This is a genomic window from Pseudoxanthomonas sp. GW2 (assembly GCF_000283075.1).
Taxonomy (GTDB): Bacteria; Pseudomonadota; Gammaproteobacteria; order Xanthomonadales; family Xanthomonadaceae; genus Pseudoxanthomonas.
Window position 1 is genome coordinate 1 of record NZ_ALIP01000051.1, and the last position, 2,857, is coordinate 2,857.

Below are 2,857 nucleotides of genomic sequence, written 5' to 3' on the forward strand. Positions count from 1 at the left end.
CCAGGCCCAGGCCGCCGCGCCGGCCAGGGCCGCCAGCCAGCACAGCGGCGCCGGTGGCAAGGCCGGCAGGAACAGGCAGGCAGTGACCCCACCCAGCAGCGCCGCCGCGCAGGCCAGCCCGGCCGGGGGCGGCACGCGCGGGCATGCTGGCACGGCGCCGGGGCCCGCCTCCGCCGTCGCCCCGCTCCATCGGGATTCGTCCGCCGCTGCATCCATGCCCGTTCCCGCACCACGGCCACCCGGCCAGCCTAGCTGGCCGGCGGCACGCGTCCATCAGCCGACGCGCGATTGCGCTGTAGGAATTACCCGGCGCCGGGGCGGTTGGGTCGCGCACCCGGCCGCGCGATACTGCCGGACCCGGCCGGAGCACCGCCTTGGACCACCACGTCGAGATCCACTACTGCACCCGCTGCCGCTGGCTGCTGCGCGCGGCCTGGATGGCGCAGGAACTGCTGGGCACCTTCCAGAACGAGCTGGCACGGCTGTCGCTGGTGCCGGGCACCGGGGGCGTGTTCGAGGTCTACGCCGACGGTGAGCGCATCTGGTCGCGCGCCGAGGACGGCGGTTTCCCGGAGATCGCCGAGCTCAAGCAGCGGGTGCGCGACCGCATCGCCCCCGGCCGCGACCTGGGGCACGTGGACCGCCATGCCGGCGGCGACCGCGACCAGGCCTCCCGCTGAGCGCGGCCTCAGGCCGCCGGCGGCAACTCGCGCAGGCGGCCTTCGTGCAGTTCCAGCACCCGGTCCAGGCGCGCGGCCAGGCGCCGGTCGTGGGTGACCAGGACCAGGCTGGTGCGCTGGGCACGGTTGAGGTCGAGCATCAGGTCGAACACCGTGGCCGCGGTCTTCTCGTCGAGGTTGCCGGTGGGCTCGTCGCCGAGCACGCAGGCCGGGCGGTTGACCAGGGCCCGCGCCACCGCGGCGCGCTGGCGCTCGCCGCCGGACAGCTCGCCGGGCTTGTGTCCCAGGCGCTTGCCAAGTCCCACCGCCTGCAGCAGCTCGGCGGCGCGGCGGCTGGCCTCGGCCGGATCGCCGCCGGACAGCCGCACCGGCATCATCACGTTCTCCAGCGCGGTGAACTCCGGCAGCAGGTGGTGGAACTGGTAGACGAAGCCCAGGGCGCGGTTGCGCAGGCGGCCGCGGGCGGCATCCGACAGCGCCGACATCTTCTGCCCGGCCACGTAGACCTCGCCGGCGGTGGGCGTGTCCAGCCCACCCAGCAGGTGCAGCAGGGTGCTCTTGCCGGCACCGGAGGCGCCGACGATGGCCACCGTCTCGCCCGCGGCCACGCGCAGGTCCAGGCCGTCGAACACGTGGGTGCGCAGCTTGCCTTCGGCGTAGGTCTTGCCCAGGCCCTCGGCGCGCAGCGCCTCGCCGGCATGCAGGATCGGGTCATTCATAGCGCAGCGCCTCCGCCGGCTGGGTCCGGGCCGCGCGCCAGGCCGGGTAAAGCGTGGCCAGGAAGCTCATCAGCAACGCCACCACCACGGTCGCGGCCACGTCGCCGGTCTGCATGTCGGTGGGCAGGCCGGTGATGTAGTAGACGTCTTCGGGCAGCAGGGTGATGTCGAACAGCGCCTCGATCGCGTCGAGGATGCGCTCCAGGTTCCAGGTCAGGGCCACGCCGCCGACGAAGCCCAGCACGGTGCCGACGATGCCGATCAGCGTGCCCTGCACCATGAACACCTGCATCACCCCGCCCGGGGTCAGGCCCAGGGTGCGCAGGATGGCGATGTCGGCCTGCTTGTCGGTGACCAACATCACCTGCGAGTTCACCAGGGTGAAGGCGCCCATCAGGATGATCAGCGACAACAGGATGCCCATCACCGTCTTTTCCATCTTCAGCGACTGGTACAGGTTGGCGTTCTCCTGGGTCCAGTCGCTGACCCGGTAGAAGCCCGGCAGCTGCAGCGCCAGGTCGCGCGCCACCTCGTAGGAGCGGTTGAGGTCGTGCAGCTTCAGGCGCACGCCGGTAACCCCCTCCACCCGCAGCACACGCTGCAGGTCGTCCATGTGCACCATGGCCAGGCCGCGGTCGATGTCGTTGTAGCCGGCCTCGAACACGCCGCTGACGGTGAAGCGCTTGTAGCGCGGCATCGCGCCCATCGGCGAGCCCTGGAACTCCGGCAGCATCACCAGCACGGTGTCGCCCACGTCCACGCCCAGCCACAGCGCCAGCTCCTGGCCCAGCAGGATGTTGAACGAGCCCGGCTGCAGCGAGGCGGCGTCGCCGCGCTTGATCTTGCGCGCGACCTCCGACACCTGCTCCTCCAGCGCCGGCTCCACCCCGCGCACCATCGCCGGCTGCCGGCGCGGCCCGGACAGCAGGGCCTCGGTCTCCACGTACGGCGCGGCGCCGGCCACGCGCGGGTCGCGCCCGGCCACCTCCAGCGCCTCCCGCCACTCCAGCATCGGCTCGCCGCTGGCCGACACGGTGGCATGGGCGGCGAACTGCAGCAGGCGGTCGCGGATCTCCTTCTGGAAGCCGCTCATCACCGCCATGGTGGTGATCAGCACCATGACGCCCAGGGCGATGCCGATGATCGAGGCCAGCGAGATGAAGGAAATGAAGGCGTTGCGGCGTTTGGCGCGCAGGTAGCGCAACCCGATGGCGACGGGGACCGGTCTGAACATGGATCAGGGATGTCCGCTGCCGGGAACCCGGCGCTTGGGGCGGTTATGGTGCCACCGGCGAGGTGTACAGCGAAGCGCGGCCGCGCCGCGTGGCCAGTCGCAGTTCACGCCGCGCCACCGGAGGCAGGGTGTCCGGCCACCACGCCAGGCGCCAGCGGCGGCCATCGTCGTCGACCAGCTCCACCACCGCCAGCGGTCCGCGCCAGCGGACCTGCCAGGCCTGC

The 2,857-nt window shown here is 72.3% G+C and carries 3 protein-coding genes and 1 pseudogene; 1 reads left to right on the forward strand and 3 read right to left on the reverse strand.

Going from position 1 to position 2,857, the window contains the following annotated elements; genetic code table 11:
* Nucleotides 1-374: 374 nt before the first annotated feature.
* Nucleotides 375-680, forward strand: a complete 306-nt coding sequence (locus B351_RS0104190; RefSeq protein ID WP_019397798.1) for a SelT/SelW/SelH family protein — start codon at nt 375-377, stop codon at nt 678-680.
* Nucleotides 681-688: 8 nt separating this feature from the next.
* On the opposite strand, the gene lolD is transcribed toward B351_RS0104190, so the two are convergent.
* The 3 genes and pseudogenes from lolD to B351_RS17735 form a co-directional block, all read right to left on the reverse strand.
* Nucleotides 689-1,399 (reverse strand): lipoprotein-releasing ABC transporter ATP-binding protein LolD, encoded by a 711-nt coding sequence (gene lolD / locus B351_RS0104195; protein WP_019397799.1) that lies wholly within the window; start codon nt 1,397-1,399, stop codon nt 689-691.
* Entirely contained in the window at nt 1,392-2,633 is a 1,242-nt protein-coding gene (locus B351_RS0104200; RefSeq protein ID WP_026010346.1) for a lipoprotein-releasing ABC transporter permease subunit, read from the reverse strand. The genes lolD and B351_RS0104200 overlap by 8 nt, the downstream gene beginning before the upstream one ends.
* A 43-nt stretch (nt 2,634-2,676) precedes the next feature.
* Nucleotides 2,677-2,857, reverse strand: a pseudogene (locus tag B351_RS17735) (hypothetical protein); the annotation flags it as partial.